Origin of the sequence: Arthrobacter alpinus, from assembly GCF_900105965.1 — a bacterium.
GTDB lineage: Bacteria > Actinomycetota > Actinomycetes > Actinomycetales > Micrococcaceae > Specibacter > Specibacter alpinus.
This window is the reverse complement of the sequence record NZ_FNTV01000002.1, coordinates 204,595-221,669: the sequence shown is the minus strand read 5'-3', so window position 1 is coordinate 221,669 and position 17,075 is coordinate 204,595. Positions and strand designations below refer to the sequence as shown.

The following is a 17,075-nucleotide window of genomic DNA, read 5'->3' as shown; positions in this document are numbered from 1 at the left end:
GAGCCGTGGTTATCTTCTCCTGTTCTTCAAAGTCGTTGACGTCGCCAAGGGGTGAAACTGGGCGCTGCCGTGGGCAGCATCCAGGGGCATGCCGGATGGGAACAGCGTCTGGAGGGGCAGGAAACGAGCTACTATGAGTGCATAAGTACGCACCTATGCACTCGATTGGTTACTGTGATGCTTTCTGTTCTGAAAAATACGACGTACCGGCGACTGTTTTCCGCCCAAGTAGTGGCCTTGGTAGGCACCGGGTTGTTGACGGTGGCGCTGGGTTTGCTGGCGTTTGACCTGGCCGGCAAGGATGCCGGCGCCGTGATGGGCACGGCGTTGACGGTGAAGATGGCCGCCTATGTCGGATTCGCCCCGGTCATCAATGCGCTGGTGGCCAGGCTGCCGAAGAAGCCGGTGTTGATCGGTGCCGACCTGCTCCGTGCGGGCATGGCCTTGTGCCTGCCGTTCATTACCGAAACATGGCAGATCTATGTGTTGATCTTCGTGCTGCAGTCCGCCTCCGCCACGTTCACCCCGGCGTTCCAATCCTTGATTCCCCAGGTGTTGAAGGACGAGCGAGACTACACGCGAGCATTGTCCCTGTCACGGTTGGCCTATGACATGGAAGCCTTGGTCAGCCCGGCCTTGGCGGCCTTGCTGTTGACGGTGATCAGTTACAACAACCTGTTCCTCGGGACCGTGGTCGGATTCCTGTTCTCCGCCTCGATGGTGATGTTCACCCGGTTGCCAAGAACCGAGCAAGCTGCAGGGGTGCAGACCTCGTTGTGGCACCGGACCACGCTGGGAACCCGCATTTTCTGGCGGAACCGGCGCCTTCGGTCCTTGCTGGCCCTCAATCTTGTGGTCGCAGCCCCCACCGCCTTGGTGCTGGTCAACACGGTTGTCTATGTCCGTGAAACCCTGCACCGTCCCGCAACCGATCTTGCCCTGGCACTGGCCTGCTTCGGGGTTGGCTCGATGATCGTCGCACTCTGCGCGCCCAAGTTCTTGGATAGCTTCGGTGACCGGGTGGTCATGCTCACCGGCGCCGCTTTGCTGCCTGTTGTGTTGGCTGGGGCCACCGTCCTGACGTTCCTGCCGCCCGGGCCTGGGCAGTGGTGGTGGTTGTTGGGGTTGTGGTTCCTGCTCGGTGCAGGCAATTCCACGATCCTGACGCCGTCCTCCCGGCTTTTGCGCAATGCCTCCACGGAGGAAACCGCACCGTACGTTTTCACGGCCCAGTTTTCCCTCTCACACGCCTGCTACATCATCACCTACCCGCTGGCCGGGTGGATCGGTGCCGCCTTTGGATTGGGGCCGGCTGCGCTGGCACTGACTTTTATTGCGATGATAGGTAGTGCAGGTGCATTCCTGTCCTGGCCCCGCCATTCCCTGACGGATGCCCCAGCTGTAGAAACTGAGGAAGTGACCATTGAGCAGTCAACCGGAGAGCGTGCGCAGCGCGGCCACTGAATCCCCCTCGCTCGTCCATGAAGTCGAGCCCGGCCCCGAACTCCTGGACGCCGCAGCAGCGACGTTGCGGATGCTGGCCGAACCGACGCGCCTGCACCTGCTCTGGCAACTCTCCGATGGACCCAAGACTGTTTCAGAACTGACCGCCGCTGCCGGTGTGCCCCGCACCGTGGCCAGCCAGCATCTGGCCAAGCTGCGCCATAGCGGCCTGGTAGATACCCGCAAAGAGGGCCGCAACGTGATCTACTCCCTGCGTGATGGTCACCTGGTGCGGTTGATCCGGGAAACCATCAACCACGCCGACCACCAATTGACCGGCGAACCCCTCCACAACTAACACCCACCACGTACTAGCACCGGCACACAGGAAGACGGGATCATGGCAGCTCATGCACCCCTGCGTCTTCCGCGTGCCCTGCTCGTCACCACGGCAGTTCTGGGCCTGGCCGTCGCCGCCCACCCAGCTGCAGGCGGCTCACTGCCCCCGCTAGCCGTCCTGGCTCTGCTGGCCGCACTGATCCTGGTCCCGGTCACACTTCTATCCCGTCGCCGCATCACCCTGCCCGCCATGGCCCTGACCCTGGGCGCAGGTCAAGGCCTGCTGCATAGCGTGTTCAGCCTGTTCCACGGCGTCACCGGACACTGCACAGCCTCGGGCATGGCCACACACCACGGCCACCACACCAATGTCGTCCCGGACTGCAGCTCACTGGGTGCCGTTGCCGGTGCCACCCACCACATGGGCCAAGACCTCGGTGGCGCACTCATGGTCTCCGCCCACATCCTGGCCGTGTTTTTGACCGCCCTAATTCTGGCCCATGGTGAGGCGGCGCTGTGGCAACTCCTTGCCTGGCTACGCCCCCTCGCCGCGCAGATACAGCCCCGGCCACTTCCTGTGCACACTCGGCTTGTAGTCCTGAGTGCGGTGGCTTGTGAAAAAGTGGAATATCCGACGCTAAGCTTTTGACCGATGAAATGTGGTGAGCGACGCTTGGCGTACAGCGACGCGATCAAGTTCGTTCACATACTTGGAAATTGCTGATGCGATCCACATCGGTGATTCGGCCGTGCGGGTCCAGATCGCTCGAATGGCGGGCTTCATTGCCCAACGGGGTGTGTTCAAGTAGTTCAACACTTCAGTCTTCCGCACTCGATCGCTCTTCAGGGCTCCCAGCGATTGCCGGGCGGAACGCGCAACGTCTCGAGCGTCGTCGCAGCGTCCATAACGTTAGACGTTAAACCGGAACTCCACCACGTCGCCGTCGGCCATTCCGTATTCTTTGCCTTCGATGCGGACCTTGCCGCGGGACTTCGCCTCAGCCATGGAACCGGCGTCGATGAGATCCTCAAAGGATACTACCTCGGCCTTGATGAATCCGCGCTGGAAGTCTGTGTGGATGACGCCTGCAGCCCGAGGAGCCGTGTCTCCGCGGTGGATGGTCCAGACACGAGTTTCTTTGGGACCGGCGGTGAGGTAAGTCTGCAGGCCCAGGGTATCGAAACCTACTCGGGGTGGCTTGTGAAAAAATAACATATCCGACGTTAGGTTTTGTCGGGCGCCGTAGCGGCCTGTATTTGCCGGGGTTGATCTTGTTGGTGCGTGGCCGGTGAAATCGCCGGTGAGGTTGATGTGTTCCCATCCCAGGGGTGAGAGGAACCGCAGCAGGTCGGGGTCCGTCTTCTTCGCGATAGCGCGGACAAGCTCAAGACGGGCCACCACCGATCGCTCGTGGAGGAGGTGCAGGAACCGAGCTTGGTCATCGGCGCTCAGCGCTGCGAACCCGGCAGCGATGTCTTTCGCATCGGCCGGAACCGTTTTCTCGCCGTCGGGCAAGGCATCCGCCTTCTCAACCCACGCGAGCAATGCATCACTTGACTTCGACATGATCCCCCAGACATGGACACGGTCCAGGCGTCTGTATCAAAACCCCCAAGCGAGAGTCGTGGTCGCCCAAGGCCGGCCATTCCTAGGATCAGAAACTGATGCCGGCTGGATCGGCGCCGCTCCGATCCAGCGGAACGAAACGCACTGCCTCGGCCCCCTCAAGCTCAAGGAGAGGCCACGCGCGAGTGCCGTCCTGATCGGTGCGGATGATGGTGAAATACACCTTCTGCGCTTTGTCGTCCAGATAGCCTCTGAGCTTGATCGGTCCGCGGAGCCCACCTTGCACATACGGTGGGGTCCCGCGGTGGCGAACCTTCGCGAACCGGTTCCAGAGGGCGTCCGCGTCGACCTCGGATCCAGGCTGCGGGCAGCGGCGGCACACCAGCCGCTCGCCTGTCGCCCTCACAATCCAACGGGCTCGTTCGGCTCGAACGGTATTGAGACCAGCGAACAGCAACCACGCGCCGACGATCATAACGACGACGGGTACGGCGACGCGACCGGTCTCATCTCCGCCCGACGCGGCCCAGGCGCCGATGATCCGAAACCCGAACGCACCGAACAACACCATCGCCGCGCCGAGAGCTGCGACAATCCAGTAGATCAGGACCGAGCGGCGTTCGTACACAAACCGTTCATCCGCTGCCAACACCGGATCGTCGCGGACCGCATCGCTGACGTGTGTTTCCATGCACCCAGCCTACGGGTGGCCGAGCTGGTCAGCCAAGACTCACGACATGCACCGCGCTTGTCTCGACAGCCAGCTTGTGATCGTGAAGTCTCCGGCGTTCACGGCTTCTCCGTTCGGTCAACACGCCGGCTCGTGGCCAGGCGGCGAGGATCGTAGTCCGGGGTTGAGTAGGAACTGAACAGCCGTTAGCGCTAAGCACTTTTGTGGGTCTGTACGATCTGTTGTATGGCTTCAGATTTCCTGACAGAGGCTCAGGTGACTGGGTATGGTCGTTTTCAAGGTGTGCCGGCGAGGCCTGATTTGGAGCGGTACTTCTTTCTGGATGATGAAGACCCGGTTTTGATTGCTAAGCGTCGTGGGGACAACAACAGGCTTGGATTCGCTTTGCAGATCACGACAGTACGTTTTCTTGGGGTGTTTCTTGAGGATCCGTTGGATGTTCCGTGGCCGGTGGTCGAGCACTTGGCTGAGCAGATCGGGGTTGGTGATCCCTCGTGTGTTAAGAACTACAAGCGAAGATCAATGACGGCGTTCGAGCATGCTTGGGAAATCCAGGAGGCTTATGGATTTTCTGCCCTTGATGATGACGGACCGATGAGTGATTTTCGTCGATATTTGGAGGATCGTGCTTGGGTTCATGCAGAGGGCCCGGCTGCGTTGTTTGATCATGCAGTGGGGTGGCTGCGAAGCCATCAGGTGTTACTCCCGGGTATTACGGTGCTGAGCCGGATGGTCTTGAAGGTCAGGGCTGATGTTGCCGACATGGTCTGCGGGCTTCTGGCAGGCGCGGCCGACAATGTTGACCCGCAGCTGCCGGGACGTTTACTCAGGTCCTTAAGAGTGCCGGAAGGGAGCCGTTTTTCGGAGCTGGAAAGATGGAAACAATCACCGACCCGCGTGACGGGTCCTGCGTTGGTGTCTGCTTTGGGTCGGGCCATGGAGTTGGAAGCTCTGCGTGCCAGGGATGCTGATTGTTCTGGCGTTCCCTCGAACCGGATTGCTGCTCTGGCGAGGTATGGGATGGCGAGTAAGGCTGCGACGTTGCAGGGTTTGTCCGAGCCTCGGCGTACGGGAACACTTCTGGCTCTGGTGCGGCATCTGGATGCGGTGGCGGTGGATGATGTTCTTGATTTATTCGCATTGTTGATGTCCACCAAGTTGATTAATCCTTCACGGAAGGCTGCCGATAGCAATCGGCTGGCATCGTTGCCTCGATTGGAACGTGCCTCCCGACTATTGGCATTGGTTAACCAGGAGTTGTTGTTGGTGCTGGATGCTGTGGCCGCCAGCGACCTCGAACTGGATGTGGGAGTGGTGCGGGCTTCTCTGGGCAAGGTCGCCTCAAGAGCCCAGATTTTGGACGCCGTGACGATCGTGACGGGCTTGGTCCCTGACGATCGTGACGGGCTTGGTCCCTGACGATGACGGCAGCGCAGAGACGGCTATTCGCGTCGCTTTGGCGGAGAAGTACCGCACGGTTCGACCGTTCTTGACGTTACTGGCAGCAACAGCCTCACTTGCGGCCGCCCCCGCCGGCGAGACCGTCTTGGAAGCGGTCAAGGTGTTGCCGGAGCTGGCCGCGCGTAGGACCCGAATCAAACCGTTGTTTCCAGAAGAAATCGATCCATCGTTGGTCCCGCAAGCCTGGCGTAGAGCCGTTCTTTGCAATCCTGATCTGCCGCCCGGGACGGTAGATCGAGATGCTTACGTTGTTTGTGTACTCGAGCAACTCTACAAAGCGTTGCGGGTACGCGATGTTTTTGCGACGTGTTCACATCGCTGGGGTGATCCACGGGCACAGCTACTTGAAGGCGCCGCCTGGGCCAAGTCCAAGCCGAAGATTCTGGGCAGTTTGGGCCTGGGTACTCCGGTCAAAACGCACCTTTCTACTCTGGTGGACGCACTCGATGCAACTTGGCGTCAGACAGCAGACCGGCTTCATGAAGCAGGAACCGACTCATCGATCAGCCTTGTTCCTGGCGCCGAAGGAAGGATGCGCCTCTCGGTCGAGCGGCTCGATGCACTCGATATCCCTGCGAGCCTGCTCGCACTACGGGCTGTGACTGCGGCGATGCTCCCACGGATCGACTTGCCAGATTTGTTGTTGGAAGTCCATTCCTGGACTGGTTTTCTCGATGCCTATGTCCATGTCTCCGGTGCCGGTACGCGGGTGCGGGACTTAGCAATGTCGGTAGCTGCTCTCCTGATCGCTGAAGGGTGCAACGTCGGTCTGGTTCCGGTCACGGACCCGGCCAGGGAGGCTTTGACTCGCGCCAGGCTCTCTCATGTTGATCAGAACTATGTGCGGGCCGAGACGCATGCAGCCGCGAACGCTGCCCTCATCGAAGCCCAGAGAAAAGTGTCGATCGTCCAACACTGGGGTGGTGGGCTGCTGGCCTCCGTCGATGGGCTCAGGTTCGTTGTCCCGGTCCGGACGATAAGCTCTGGCCCGTCACCGAAGTACTTCGGCTACAAACGCGGTATCACCTGACTGAACGCGGTCAACGACCAGGTCGTCGGGATCGGGGCGCAAATCGTCACCGGCACACCCAGAGATAGCCTTCACATCCTCGACGTGTTGCTGAATCTTGACGGCGGCCCGAAACCAGACATCATCGCCACGGACGAGGCATCGTACTCCGACATGGTCTTCGGACTGTTCAGCATGCTCGGATACCGCTTCTCTCCGCGGATCTCAGACATCGGCGACACAAGATATTGGCGCGCACAATGGCCGGCCGAACCCGTCTCCGATTATGGTCCCCTCAATGATATCGCCCGGCACAAGGTCAACCTGGGCAAGGTCGAAACTCACTGGCCAGACATGCTTCGTGTTGTTGGAGCACTCGTGACCCACCAGGTCCGGGCCTATGACGTGCTGAAAATGCTTGGACGCGACGGAAGGCCCACCCCGTTGGGCCAGGCCTTCGCCGAGTATGGGCGGATACCAAAGACTCTTCACCTTCTAGCCATGGTCGACCCCATTGATGACACCCACAGGCGCGGCGTCAATACCCAGACAACGGTTCAGGAATCTAGACACAGGCTGGCCCGGAAGGTCTTCCGCGGCAAACGAGGCCAACTTCACCAGCGCTACCGAGAAGGCCAGGAAGATCAACTTGGCGCACTTGGCCTCGTGGTGAACGCGATTGCACTGTGGAACACCCGCTACCTCAACGCGGCCATCGACGAGCTGCGCACACAGGGGCGGCAGATTCGCGATGAAGACATCGCCAGGCTCTCACCCCTCGGGCACGCCCACGTCAATGAACTCGGCCGTTACACCTTCTCAACGACCAATACACCCAAGACTCTTCGACCGTTCAGAGACCCAACACATGATGTCGACGAGGAGTCCACGAAATGGGTCCCATAAACGATCAATAGTCATCGACACGGCACGAACACGGGATTCAAGGAGAAATTGCTTAGGCATAGTCACTATCTTTCTCACAGAAGATAGCGGCATCAAAGCCGGGACGGTTCAGTCTGCGGCCCTTACGTGACCCGAACACGGAAACCGCAGCGGATGAGTAGCCGAACTATGGCAATGGCACTCTATTGCAAACGATCGTGTGCGATAGACCAGAGATGCATTCAGGACAAGCCAGACCCCGCCTAGCGCCAATGGCAGCACGGATCCTACTCAAACCCCAATACGTGCTGGACGTACTGAGCGGAATTTTCGGTGAGGCCTGCGGCGGTTACCCGGCCCACGCCAGTGAGGAAGAACCCGGGGAGGTAGCTCATGCCGACCCGCTTGGCGGTCACCTCGAAGGGGCTGGTGAGCTCGTCGAGGGTTCGGTTGTAGGGACCGGGAACTTCGTAATCGCTCCGCGTGGACCAGGTGGAGACGGCCACGCCGAGCTCTTTATGTTGCAGAGCCGTGCCGCCTGGCCCATAGGCCCACCCGCGCTCCAGCACGACATCCAGCCAGAACTTCAGCAGGGAAGGGCTGCTGTACCACCGGAACGGAAACTGGAGAATGATGCGGTCGTGCTGTTCCAGTAGTCGCTGCTCCCGGGCTACGTCAATCTGCCCGGTGGGGTACTCCTCGTAGAGGGCGTGAACGGTGACCTGGCCACTCTCGCGCAGGGCCTCAACCCAGGCCGCGTTGATGGTGGAGGTTGACAGGTCGGGGTGGGCAATGATCACGAGGGTGTTCATATGATGGTGCTTTCTGGGTGAGTGGTGTGGGGCGTGCACCAGATACACTAGTGCGCTGTCCGAGTTTTTTCGAACTTCTGGTAGGCTGCATCCATGTTACCGATATCCAGTTTCCGGGCGGATGCTTTTGACGCGCCAGAGTTCTTGCCTGAGCCGCTTCCGGAACCGTCACTTGATGACATTCGTCTTGAAGCTATTTTCGGTGCGCTATCGCAGCCGCTACGGCTGACCATTATCCAGAAACTCCTCTTGGAGTCCGAGAGCTACGATCACTCCTGTAGCTGGTTCGGGTTCAATCGCCCGAAGTCATCGCTCACTCACCACTTCAAGGCCCTCCGTGAGGCAGGCCTGATCCGGCAGCGCCAGTACGGATTGGAACGGCGTAGCCGGGTGCGCACCGCGGACCTCAACGCTCGTTTCCCTGGGCTGCTCGATTTGGTCGTGGCCTGGATAGCTCGGTCCTAGGCTTTGGGTAGTTCTCGGGCGACGAACATGAATGCTGCTGCGGCGGCCGCAACAAGCACCATGGCGAACCCGGTGGCGCCGGCCCCCAGACCGATGCCGTCGATGAGGAATCCGGTGGCCACTGGGATGATCCCGGCCGGGATGTAGCCACCGATGTTTAGCAGTGAGTTTGCCTGGGCGCGGTGGACGCCGGGCACTCGGGTGCCGATAAGGGTCAATCCGCCCAGTTGCCCGAGCCCTTGGCCGATTCCGGCCAAGACCGCTGAGAGGACAAGGATTGCCGATAGCGAGGCCGTAACAGCGAGGATCAATGAGCCCATTGCCAGCATCGTGGCCGACGCTCCGAGCAGGAAGATCGTGCGAATGGAGAACCGTGCAACCGCAAATTGCACACCGGTCGCGGCGAGGAACATGGCGCAGGCCATGCCGCCGGCAATGAGGGGGCTCGTGATGCCGAGCAGGGTCGACAGAACCGAGGGTCCCAGTGACAATACGAACGAGGTTGCGGTAATGCCGGGCGCGAATACCGCAATGCCGAGCAAGACGTGAATCTGGTACTCCCGAGGCACGCTAGGTAGTCGCCAGCGCCGGTCTCTAGTGGCTGGTTGCGTGGTGTGATGCTGTTTCAACGGCAAGACGATCGCGATGACCAGGGCCACCGTGAGCACAATGAGTTCGGTGACAAAGAGCGGTACGACCGGATTGGGCAGCAGCTGCGCGTAGATCCCGGCCAACAATGGGCCGAGGCCGGCGCCTAGAACCATGGCGACGGAGGCTGCGAGCGATGCTTGCCTCTTGCGCTCATTGGCGGCCAGGTCGACCACAGCGGCCATCCCGGCCGACACAATGACGCCCACGGAGACGCCAGTGAGGAAACGAGCAATGCCAAGTACCAGAACTGTCTCGGCCGTGGCGAAGAGAACGCAGGCCACAATTGCCAACACCAGGCCGGGGATAAGTACGGGCTTGCGACCAATCTGGTCGGCGAGTTGTCCAGCCACCAGGAGGGTCAACAGCAGGCCGACGATGTAGGCCGCAAAAACCAGTGTCAGGGTGCCAGCGGAGAACCCTAGTTGAGCCTGCCATCGCACATAGAGCGGTGTTGGCGAGTTTGATAGTGCGAAGACCGCTGTCACGAGCGAAGCCGCGAGGAGCATCGCCAGGTTCTGGCGCTTCGGGGCACGGGTGTGGGGAGTTGTCGGTTTGGCTGTTTGGGGATTTTGTGGCGTATGTGTTTGGTGCGCGATGTTGTTCATGCGTCCTCAGATCTTGTACGAGTATTATCGAACATATCACGTTACGAAAATAGTCGAACTCGTACGATTTAATACGAACTACTGATAAGTTGAGTCCCTCAGCTCCGGGGGAAATCCTTCGGGCCTGAAACGTCGAATGGTGCACCGTCGCGCCTGGCCCACTGGCCACCGGGCAGCTAAAAATTCTGTCCGTTGCACGAAACAACAGCGGGAGATCATATGTCGGTTGCTTTCTCGACGTCTGAAGAGACGACTTCTTATGCGGTTCCTGAGCTGCTGGAACCTATCAGCACACTCGATGACATTGACATCCGTCATATTCGCTATTTTCTGGCCGTGGTGCGCTGCGGTTCTGTTTCCGCCGCTGCGGCCGAGCTGAATGTGTCGCAGCCCAGTCTCAGCCAACAAATCATTCGCCTGGAGCAACGGGTTGGCTTCTGTCTGTTCGAGCGCAAACCCCGCGGTGTAGAAGTCACATCGGCCGGTCTGGCCTTTCTCAAAGGGGTGGAGCACATCCCGCACGCGGTTCGGGCGGCTATCGTCGCGGCGTCCCCGCACCGCAACACGATAACAATAGGGATCTGTTCCGGTATCTCCTACCCGACGATCTCGGATGTCTCGGAGATGATCCGCAAATCGATCATCTCCGAGGGAAGCTGGTGTGACATGCCACGCTTTCAGTTGAAATCCATTTCGTCGAGCAGTCAGGGCGCCTCGCTCCGTTTAGGGGACATTGACATAGGTATAGTTCGGATTCCGCTGACCGATCCGAGTCTGACCATGGTTCCGTTCAACGTGGAGGAACTTGGTGTCTTGATGGCCGCTGGACACCCGCTAGCTGAATTCAATGCCTTGAGTTGGGCCGATCTGCGAGGGCAGCGGTTGCTTTGGGGCAATTCCTCTGACGATCAGGAATACTCCCGCGCGCTGCTCATGGCATTCCGGCATAGGGGTTGGGATCCAATGCTGGAAAACGTGGACATTCATCGTCCGGAACTGACCATTCATGCCCTGAACCACGCCCTACGGGATACGGTTGCCGTATATCCAAGAAGTTCCTTTCAGAGCTCTCCTGATGTTCAGTGGCGGCCACTGGCCGAGTCTCCGGTCACCGAGACCCTGGCCTTTGCTGCGGTCACCGGCACCCGGTACGCCACGCTGATCGACCATCTCGCCGACAATATTTAGCGTGGTCAGCTCCCGGCGAGGAGTTGGTGTGGGATGGACACGGTCATGGCCTCCCTATCGATGCCGAGGTCACCTAACCAGGTGTCGATCGTTGCCCAGGCCTCTGGAACGTCGGGTTGGGTTGGCTGTCCGAGGTCGGAGGACAGTAGCACCCGTGGGTGCGAGGCGACCAGCCTTGCCAGGTGATCGAGGTGGCGATGACCCATCAGTACCATCAGTGCCGTGATTTCCACCCAGACGTGCCCGGCGGAGGACAATAGCCCGACATCCGATTCCGAAAACCCGGAGAGAGGATGGGTGGCATGAGTCAGTAGCAGCCGATCGAGACCGATATCGGCGGCTGCATCGACGATGGCGAGTGCTTCATCGCGTCGGCAATGCCCAGTCGCTACGACAAGATCGAGGTCACGGGCGCAGCGCAGAACATCGAGTACTTCCGGTCGCAGGTGGCCGGAGTCATCCATTACCCGGGCGTGGGACCATTTCTCCCGGTAGAACTGCGGATGAAATGGCTCGGCCGTCAGCGCCGACGCATGGGGGTGTGGGGTGAGGGTGGGTAGATAGACGACTAGTCGAGCAGGACTGTCAACGCCGTGGGCGAACGCGGCTCGCTGCACCACTCGGTGGTCCACACCCCCAGCGAGAGCATTCAGTACAACCGATCCGGACACTGGGAACCCTTCTTGACGAGCTTCCCAGGCTGCGGCCGCGGTGGAATCCAGGTGACTCTTCACAACCACCCATCCTGATGCGGCGAGGTAGTGTCGACCCGCCTGAACTACGGAGTGACGACGCCTGGTGATGTCAGGGCCCGCGTGATAGTGGACATCGATCATTCGACTCGCGAGTGCACCACTCGGCGAAATCATGACTGGGGGCGGTCCGGGCCGTCCCACGGTCGGTCGTAACGGAACTGACGGCGTGCCTCATCGAGGCGAAGCCCAGAATCGGACGCCAGAGATATGAGTTCTTCGGTACGTTCGACTTGTTCGGCCCGTGTGATTACTTCGATGACGTTGTTATGCGGAATAACGATGGCCCCGTTGTCGTCGGCCACGACAAAGTCACCGGCCTGCACTCGGACGGCCCCGATGAGGACGTCTTCGCCGGTACTGGCGAGCTCTACACGGTTCTTACCGCTGACCATGTGCACCGCCGTACTGAATAGCGGGTAGTTGTGTTCACGGATCTCCCGAACGTCCCGGGCAGACCCGTGAATGACCGTGCCAGCGATCTCACGTCGTCTCGCGACCGAGGTCAGAAGGCCGCCCCAGGTAGTACATTCGGTCGATCCGCCATTGTCGACAACGATGACGGCGCCGGGAGGTACATCGTCGATGTAGTTCGCTGCGTTCCGAAACCCGGTCACGGCCGGGTTGATGGGGCGGTAGGTCACTGTGAACGCGATGCCGGCGACGGTTGCGCCGGGAACCTGAGCCTGAATACCAGAGAGTACGCACGGCACCTCGAGACTGTCCATAGCATCGGATAGAGAGGCTGTGTCGAGGGCCTTCAATCGAGCCAACGCCTCTTCATTACTCACAGTGGCTGGCGGGGTAGTGTGCGATGTGGAGGCGGACATCAGAGCACCGCCAGGACAGCGTTAGCGGCTTCGCGGGTAGTTGAACGGCCGCCAAGGTCGTAGGTGAGTGCTGTACCATCGCGAACGACGGTGCGTACCGCTTTCCGGATACGTTCGGCTTCCTCGGCGTTTCCTAGGTGATCGGCGAGCTGTGAGATGGTGAGGATCATAGCGAGTGGGTTCGCCTTGGACTGCTTGGCCATTCCCGGTGCGCTGCCATGTACTGGCTCGAAATAGCTCCCGTGGTCGCCGAGGTTTGCACTAGAAGCTAGTCCCAGCCCTCCCATCACTCCGGCGCCGAGGTCAGAAAGGATGTCACCGAACATGTTCTCGGCAACGATCACACCGAAGCGCTCCGGTCGGCGCACCATCCACAGTGCCACTGCGTCTACGTTGAGGATCTCGGTCTCAATACCGGGGTACTCCTCGGCCATGATTTCGAGTCGGCTCCTCAGAAAATTGCTGCTGGATCTCAGCACGTTCGGTTTGTCCGCGAGGGTGAGCAGCTGATGATGTTGTGAGACTGCGTATTCGAAACCGAATCGAAGCAGCCGGTCGATGCCGGCGCGGGTTTGGAGCCGTAACGTGACACTGCTGTTGTCGGCACCAGATTGGGCCGCGTTGGGGTGGTCCTTGACCAGTTCCCACAAGGGGTTACTTAACCCGTGGTAGTCGAATCCGGCATAGAGCCCCTCGGTGTTCTCCCGAATGACAGCGAAATTGAAGCGTCCTTCGTGAATGTCGGCCACGGGGCGGACGTTCGCGTAGAGACCCAGCCGTTGCCGCAGCTGGATTACCGGTGAGATGAATTTGCGGTCGAGCCCCTGCAGAGCAAACGGAAGCTCAGATTCGGCCTCACGCGCCGGCTTGCTTGTTATTGCCCCGAGCAGGCAGCTGTCCGTGCGTTCGAGAAGTTTCCATGTGGCGTCGGGTACGGGGTCCCCGTCCGACAGCCAGAACGGCCACCCTACGTCGCCGAACTGCAGGTTCCAGTCCAGCCCAACCTTGCCTATTACGGGCAATGCGGCCTCGACAACTTCAGGTCCAATCCCGTCGCCAGGAAGCACAGCTATGTCCATTACACAGTCTCCAATTCTTTGATCAATGTGGCTACAACTGAGTCCAATATCTCCGGACGGTCATGATGCGGGCGCATCCCGGCCCTATCGAAGACAAATGTCTCGGACCTCGGTGCCGGGACTACATGCCTCGCGGTCACCAGCTGGGAGTCGGCCCCAACTACCGTGGTGATCATCCCGTGGTAGTTTGAAAGCGCCTCCGCCAGGTCAAGATCGCACAGCATCCGCAACCCGAGTGTGAGACGTTGGGCAGCAGTCCGGCGGCCTGTCGTCCCGGGGGCTGTAGATCCTCGGTGGATCGACGCAGGAGACACCGCTGTATTGGCCGCAGAGGATTCCTCGCTACGTGCAGAGACTCTGGCTGTGGATGGGTGTATGACCGGCGAATTTGGCTGCTGCGCAGCCTTGGCGTTGCATGCACTGACCCGGCGGTGTAGCAAGGCCAGTGCCTCGTCGATCAGACCCCGATTGGCAAGATCCGCAATCTCCTCTAGACGCTGCGAGAGAAGCTGATCGCTGCGGCCCGGGCCGGACACCGACAGCACTGGCACTGAGGCATCCATATGTGTCGCATAGGCCTGGGCAACAGCACCACCAAGAGCATTGCCACACACCAGATCCACATGCTCGAGGTGTCCGAGGCGAGTGAACCACAGTGCAGCGAGCTCCTCTACTGTCATGGTGGCCTCGACTAAGGCAACGGTATCGATCAACTGCACGGTGAAGCCCTGGGACCGCAGCCGCTCGGTAATGGGAGCGAAAAATTCCCCATTGTCCCAGGCGGGCTGAACTGGTCCAAAGACAATGGCAGTGCGCTGGCTCATTGAGCCGCCACTCGGGCCAGCTCGCGTGCCACATGAACTTGGGCCCGGCAGTCACCAGACACCCGGTCGCGATGTTCAACCGAAAGATCAAACCGTCCCAGTATCAGATCGGTATGCGGCAAAACAGGCCCAGATTCCTCAACCGAATCCCGAAGGAGCGCGGAGAGATCCAGCAGCGCGCCTAGATTGAAGCGTTCGGGGTCGACATGATGGCTTTCCAAGTGAGCGATCCACTGTTCGGAGATCAGGTTCCCTGAACCCTTACCCATCCCAAGGACCGAGGAATCCATCCATTCAGCACCTGCCTGGGCAGCTGCGAGAGAATTTGCAAGTGCCAGACCCAAGTTGTTGTGAGCGTGAAAACCTACCTCGATGCCGCTTACTTCCCGGACAAGTGTCACCTTCCGGGACACCTCTCCCGGCTGCATACTGCCATTAGAGTCAGCAAGGTAGATCGCATTCGCTCCCGCATCCGCGCTGCGGCTCGATAGCTCCACAAGTAAGCGCGTATCAAGGCGGCTGGCACGGGTGAAGTTAACGCAGACGGTGAAGCCTCTGTCCCTCGCTTCACTCACGTAGCGTAGGCCGCGATCCGGGTCGGAAATCGGTAAGCAGATACGTACCAAGCGGGCCCCTGCCGCATAACATTCCTGTAAATCTGTGGAATCGATGTTTGATGGGTGCAGGATCAATCCGGTGTGCTCAGGACCGATAATGTCGGCCATTTCACTAATGTATGCGTTGGGTCCGAGTCCCGAAATTCCCTGGCTGGTAGCAGGGTTGAACGAGCCATTTCTATAGGCGATTTCAACCCAGTCAAATCCGGCCTCCACACTTAGGCGGGCATGTTCAACCGCATAACCAGCGGGGAAACTGAAACCATTTCGATAGCCTCCGTCGCGTAGCGTGACATCGATATTCGTTATCGACATAAAATCCTCCTGAAAACGATTGTGCCCGTAAATGGAAAATAGCTAATTCGAAGTGGCTGCGTCATTACCAATGACTGAGCCTGCGAGCTAAGAAGCTGATGCTCCGGCGGCGACGTGTGACCCTGCACGACGACCAAAGATGATCGACCGCAATACCGAAGTCGCGGGCGGATATTCGTTGTGGAACAGGCCGGTTGCTTCCCCCGCCGCATAGAGGCCAGGAATCGGTTGGTCAGCAGCCGTGAGGACACGAGCGGACAAGTCTGTCCGCACTCCGCCATAGGTGAAGCAGATTGCTGCTGTGACGGGGATACCGACAAATGGGGGCTCCTCGATCGGCGTGGCCCAATTCGATTTCGGCGGGGTTATCCCATGTGTGGATTTTCCATCCATGAGGGTGTGATCAAACGGTTCGGGACCGGTCGCGGCATTAAAGTCGTGGACGGTTCGCGAGAGTGCTTCCGGATCGATGCCGAGCTTGTCTGCCAAGCCGGCGAGACTCTCCGATTGCTCTGGTGGAACGTCACTCAGGAAGGAATTCATGAACCCTTCGATCTGCATCGACCGGGCGTCACCGACCCAGTAAGCCTCCTGATTCTGGTTCTTCCAGATCTCGTATCCGATGTGCTCGAAGGTGTTGTCCCATGTGTCTTGGCCCTCATCGAAGAACCGCTCGACAGCCGCGTTGACGAAGATTCCGGCCGGATACCCATAGAGAACAGCGTCGGCAGCCGAGCTGCGCCGATCGACGGGTTCTGAATGGATGCCATCGAACTGCCCGGCGGTATCACCGCCCACTTCCAGAACCATGCGTAGGGCGTCGCCCCGATTGTTGGAAATTCCAGGCGCAATGGGCGGCAAATCCTTTGCTCGCGGTCCGACATGCTGGGTGAGCATGTCATAGTTGCCCTCGAACCCGCCGCAGGCCAAGATGACTGCGGGTGCCGTGAGGGTCGTCATCCGCCCATCGCTTTCCCGAATAGTGATTCCCGTGATCGCACCATCAGCGGACCGTGTCAGCGTCACCGCTTCGGTGTCGTATCGCAGATCTACCCGAGAGTCAGATTCGAGAATGGCGGACAGCGTTGAAACGATCGATGCCCCACCTCCTTCTGGGCTGGCAGGGGGAAGCATAGACGGGACTCCTCCACTAAATGTGTGGGGGAAGGGAAAGGGTGCGAAATTGATGCCAACCCCGCCTTGTTGGAGGAATCTGATCGCATCGGGAGTGTCGGCTTCTATGGCACGGCAGTAGTCGAGGTCGGCGCGGCCGCCAGAGGCCCGATCCATTCGGTCTGTCCAGTCGGTGTCTAGCTGCAAATCCTGGGTAATTCGGAGGAATGCGCCGGTCCACTGCGTAGCACCTCCACGTTCCTCAATTGGGGAGCGTTCGAGTACTGCAATCCTCTTGCTCTTGTCGGCCGTCGTTTCTTGTGCGTAAGTGACGGCAGCGGCCAGGCCAGCAGCGCCGTGGCCTACCACGATGAGGTCATAGATATCAGTCATGAAGTCTCCAAGTCGGTCGGGTTGGTCGATTTGATG

14 protein-coding genes and 2 pseudogenes are annotated in these 17,075 nt (G+C 59.7%); 6 read left to right on the top strand and 10 right to left on the bottom strand.

From position 1 onward, the window contains the following. Positions 1-177 precede the first annotated feature (177 nt). The 3 genes from BLV41_RS20510 to BLV41_RS20500 are packed head-to-tail and all read left to right on the top strand — an operon-like array spanning position 178 to position 2,431. Entirely contained in the window at positions 178-1,464 is a 1,287-nt protein-coding gene (locus BLV41_RS20510) for an MFS transporter (protein WP_074713659.1), read from the top strand. Then, positions 1,424-1,801, top strand: coding sequence for an ArsR/SmtB family transcription factor (locus tag BLV41_RS20505; RefSeq protein WP_211481679.1), 378 nt, complete (start codon positions 1,424-1,426; stop codon positions 1,799-1,801). Before BLV41_RS20510 ends, BLV41_RS20505 begins: the two co-directional genes overlap by 41 nt. A 42-nt stretch (positions 1,802-1,843) precedes the next feature. After that, positions 1,844-2,431, top strand: coding sequence for a hypothetical protein (locus BLV41_RS20500; RefSeq protein WP_074713656.1), 588 nt, complete (start codon positions 1,844-1,846; stop codon positions 2,429-2,431). Between the two features lie 261 nt (positions 2,432-2,692). On the opposite strand, the pseudogene BLV41_RS20495 reads toward BLV41_RS20500, so the two are convergent. Then, positions 2,693-2,974: pseudogene (locus BLV41_RS20495) on the bottom strand (DUF933 domain-containing protein); the annotation flags it as partial. Between the two features lie 463 nt (positions 2,975-3,437). Continuing rightward, positions 3,438-4,040 carry a hypothetical protein gene (locus BLV41_RS20490; RefSeq protein WP_074713654.1) on the bottom strand — a complete coding sequence of 201 codons (603 nt, stop codon included), beginning with the start codon at positions 4,038-4,040 and terminating at the stop codon, positions 3,438-3,440. Between the two features lie 225 nt (positions 4,041-4,265). On the opposite strand from BLV41_RS20490, the pseudogene BLV41_RS20485 reads away from it, so the two are divergent. Beyond that, positions 4,266-7,416, top strand: a pseudogene (locus BLV41_RS20485) (Tn3 family transposase). A gap of 266 nt (positions 7,417-7,682) precedes the next feature. Here the strand turns inward: BLV41_RS20485 and BLV41_RS20480 are convergent. Continuing rightward, the gene (locus tag BLV41_RS20480) at positions 7,683-8,207 is read right to left on the bottom strand and encodes an NAD(P)H-dependent oxidoreductase (protein WP_074713652.1); all 525 of its coding nucleotides are present in this window, start codon (positions 8,205-8,207) and stop codon (positions 7,683-7,685) included. A 93-nt stretch (positions 8,208-8,300) separates the two neighbouring features. Here BLV41_RS20480 and BLV41_RS20475 point away from each other — a divergent pair, with 93 nt between their 5' ends. Beyond that, positions 8,301-8,672, top strand: a complete 372-nt coding sequence (locus BLV41_RS20475) for an ArsR/SmtB family transcription factor (protein WP_074713650.1) — start codon at positions 8,301-8,303, stop codon at positions 8,670-8,672. Here BLV41_RS20475 and BLV41_RS20470 read toward each other — a convergent pair. Beyond that, positions 8,669-9,928 (bottom strand): MFS transporter, encoded by a 1,260-nt coding sequence (locus tag BLV41_RS20470; protein ID WP_211481678.1) that lies wholly within the window; start codon positions 9,926-9,928, stop codon positions 8,669-8,671. The genes BLV41_RS20475 and BLV41_RS20470 overlap by 4 nt on opposite strands. A 219-nt stretch (positions 9,929-10,147) precedes the next feature. Here BLV41_RS20470 and BLV41_RS20465 point away from each other — a divergent pair, with 219 nt between their 5' ends. Next, positions 10,148-11,116, top strand: a complete 969-nt coding sequence (locus tag BLV41_RS20465; RefSeq protein ID WP_074713648.1) for a LysR family transcriptional regulator — start codon at positions 10,148-10,150, stop codon at positions 11,114-11,116. Between the two features lie 5 nt (positions 11,117-11,121). On the opposite strand, the gene BLV41_RS20460 is transcribed toward BLV41_RS20465, so the two are convergent. The 6 genes from BLV41_RS20460 to BLV41_RS20435 form a co-directional block, all read right to left on the bottom strand. Continuing rightward, positions 11,122-11,952: a DUF6282 family protein gene (locus tag BLV41_RS20460; protein ID WP_244517068.1), complete on the bottom strand. Its 831-nt coding sequence runs from the start codon at positions 11,950-11,952 to the stop codon at positions 11,122-11,124. Positions 11,953-11,981: 29 nt separating this feature from the next. Beyond that, a complete protein-coding gene (locus BLV41_RS20455) occupies positions 11,982-12,698 on the bottom strand; it encodes an RraA family protein (RefSeq protein WP_074713645.1) in 717 nt (238 codons plus the stop codon). After that, positions 12,698-13,777, bottom strand: coding sequence for an isocitrate/isopropylmalate dehydrogenase family protein (locus BLV41_RS20450; protein WP_074713643.1), 1,080 nt, complete (start codon positions 13,775-13,777; stop codon positions 12,698-12,700). Before BLV41_RS20450 ends, BLV41_RS20455 begins: the two co-directional genes overlap by 1 nt. Then, on the bottom strand, positions 13,777-14,601 hold the full coding sequence (locus BLV41_RS20445; RefSeq protein WP_074713641.1) for a hypothetical protein: 825 nt from the start codon (positions 14,599-14,601) through the stop codon (positions 13,777-13,779). Before BLV41_RS20445 ends, BLV41_RS20450 begins: the two co-directional genes overlap by 1 nt. Continuing rightward, positions 14,598-15,533, bottom strand: a complete 936-nt coding sequence (locus tag BLV41_RS20440) for a beta/alpha barrel domain-containing protein (RefSeq protein ID WP_074713639.1) — start codon at positions 15,531-15,533, stop codon at positions 14,598-14,600. The genes BLV41_RS20445 and BLV41_RS20440 overlap by 4 nt, the downstream gene beginning before the upstream one ends. An 87-nt stretch (positions 15,534-15,620) precedes the next feature. Next, entirely contained in the window at positions 15,621-17,039 is a 1,419-nt protein-coding gene (locus BLV41_RS20435; protein WP_074713637.1) for an FAD-binding protein, read from the bottom strand. Between the last annotated feature and the right edge of the window lie 36 nt (positions 17,040-17,075).

What these genes read in the sequence shown, in the direction of transcription:
- BLV41_RS20490 (WP_074713654.1), bottom strand. Translation starts at nt 4,040, where the DNA reads ATGGAAACACACGTCAGCGATGCGGTCCGCGACGATCCGGTGTTGGCA.
- BLV41_RS20445 (WP_074713641.1), bottom strand. Translation starts at nt 14,601, where the DNA reads ATGAGCCAGCGCACTGCCATTGTCTTTGGACCAGTTCAGCCCGCCTGG.
- BLV41_RS20435 (WP_074713637.1), bottom strand. Translation starts at nt 17,039, where the DNA reads ATGACTGATATCTATGACCTCATCGTGGTAGGCCACGGCGCTGCTGGC.
- BLV41_RS20455 (WP_074713645.1), bottom strand. Translation starts at nt 12,698, where the DNA reads ATGTCCGCCTCCACATCGCACACTACCCCGCCAGCCACTGTGAGTAAT.
- BLV41_RS20465 (WP_074713648.1), top strand. Translation starts at nt 10,148, where the DNA reads ATGTCGGTTGCTTTCTCGACGTCTGAAGAGACGACTTCTTATGCGGTT.
- BLV41_RS20440 (WP_074713639.1), bottom strand. Translation starts at nt 15,533, where the DNA reads ATGTCGATAACGAATATCGATGTCACGCTACGCGACGGAGGCTATCGA.
- BLV41_RS20470 (WP_211481678.1), bottom strand. Translation starts at nt 9,928, where the DNA reads ATGAACAACATCGCGCACCAAACACATACGCCACAAAATCCCCAAACA.
- BLV41_RS20510 (WP_074713659.1), top strand. Translation starts at nt 178, where the DNA reads ATGCTTTCTGTTCTGAAAAATACGACGTACCGGCGACTGTTTTCCGCC.
- BLV41_RS20475 (WP_074713650.1), top strand. Translation starts at nt 8,301, where the DNA reads ATGTTACCGATATCCAGTTTCCGGGCGGATGCTTTTGACGCGCCAGAG.
- BLV41_RS20480 (WP_074713652.1), bottom strand. Translation starts at nt 8,207, where the DNA reads ATGAACACCCTCGTGATCATTGCCCACCCCGACCTGTCAACCTCCACC.
- BLV41_RS20450 (WP_074713643.1), bottom strand. Translation starts at nt 13,777, where the DNA reads ATGGACATAGCTGTGCTTCCTGGCGACGGGATTGGACCTGAAGTTGTC.
- BLV41_RS20460 (WP_244517068.1), bottom strand. Translation starts at nt 11,952, where the DNA reads ATGATCGATGTCCACTATCACGCGGGCCCTGACATCACCAGGCGTCGT.
- BLV41_RS20500 (WP_074713656.1), top strand. Translation starts at nt 1,844, where the DNA reads ATGGCAGCTCATGCACCCCTGCGTCTTCCGCGTGCCCTGCTCGTCACC.